Origin of the sequence: Nocardioides sp. CPCC 206348, assembly GCF_048654705.1 — a bacterium.
Lineage (GTDB): Bacteria > Actinomycetota > Actinomycetes > Propionibacteriales > Nocardioidaceae > Nocardioides.
In genome coordinates, this window is record NZ_JBMCZA010000051.1 from 1 (window position 1) to 1,322 (window position 1,322).

The 1,322-nt window shown below is 62.9% G+C and carries 1 protein-coding gene; it reads right to left on the bottom strand.

What is annotated here, in order from left to right; translation table 11 throughout:
• Window positions 1-36: 36 nt before the first annotated feature.
• Window positions 37-1,239, bottom strand: a complete 1,203-nt coding sequence (locus ACOADB_RS01820) for an IS481 family transposase (protein WP_378596200.1) — start codon at window positions 1,237-1,239, stop codon at window positions 37-39.
• Window positions 1,240-1,322: the final 83 nt, after the last annotated feature.

The window sequence follows — 1,322 nt, forward strand, 5'->3', positions numbered from 1 at the left end:
TTGTGATCTCGCAAGAGATAGGAAAGATCCGAACCCTCATTGGGGGTTCGGATCTTTCTGGTTTTTGGGTTGGTAGTCGCGGTTGGTGTCGATGGTGAGCTCGCGGAGGAGTTCGCCGGTGATGGCGTTGACGACACGGACTTCCAGGTCCTGGATGATCAGGATGACGTGGGTTCCCTTGTGGGTTCGGCCGATGCCGATGTGGCGTAGTTGACCGGCTACGCGCAGTGTCACGGTGCCGGATTTGTCGACCTTGTCGTGCCGGATGCGGTCGTGGGTGTCGGACTCACGGTTCTCGCCTGGGAGTGCTTTGGGCATCGTGTCGTAGAGCGCTGCGGGGGTCGCTCGGTGTGGCAGCGAGCGGTGCGGGCGCCGGTGGTTGTACTCGGTGACGAACTCGTCGATCAAGGCTTGTAGTTCGGTGATCGTGGCCGGCTGGGTCGGTTGGGCGCGGAGCCATTTCTTCATGGTCTGCTGGAAGCGCTCTACCTTGCCGCAGGTGGTGGGGTGGCTGGGGCGTGAGTTCTTCTGGGTGACGTGCCAGGTGCGGAGTTGTTGTTCGAATCCGTTGCGGCCGCCTTGGCGTCCGATGCCGGCCAGTCGGACGGTGTAGACCATGCCGTTGTCGGTCAGTGTTGATGCGGGAATGCCGTGTTGACCTGCGGCTTTGCGGAAGGTGGCTTTGACGATCGGGGTCGTGATCGCCAGGTGTGCGGACACGTGCAGGGCGTAGCGGGTGCAGTCGTCGAGCCAGGTGATGATTTCGATGCCCTTGGGGTACTTCTTGGTGTTGGTGAGTGGGTAGTGGGTGAAGTCGGACTGCCAGGTCTCGTTGGGCATCTGGGCTTGGAAGCGGATGTAGGACGACTTGGGTCTCTTTTTCGGTTCGGGCATGACGAGCCCGGCGCGGGTCAGGTAGCGGCTGATCGTGGCGACCGAGGTGGTGATGTCGTGGTGCTGGGTGAGGTGCCAGGCGATGGTGTCGGGGCCGGCGTCCAGGCCCGTAGCGCTGAGGTTGTTGCGGAGCTCGATGATCAGCTCGACGGTGCTGGGCGGGGTAGCGGTCGGGCTGGTGTGGGGGCGCCGTGATCGGGGTTCGTAGGCGGCCTCGCCTTCGGCTCGGTAGCGGGCGATGAGTTTGCTGACCCAGCTCTCGGATACGCCGTAGGCGCGGGCGACCTCGGCTTGTTGGCGGTGCTCGAGGATGACGGCGGTGATGACCAGTCGGGCTTTCGACACCGGTGCAGCGTGGTGCGCGGATCTTTCCTATGTCTTGAGAGATCCCTTTCCTATGTCCTGAGCCAGAACACTGTCAGCCCGAC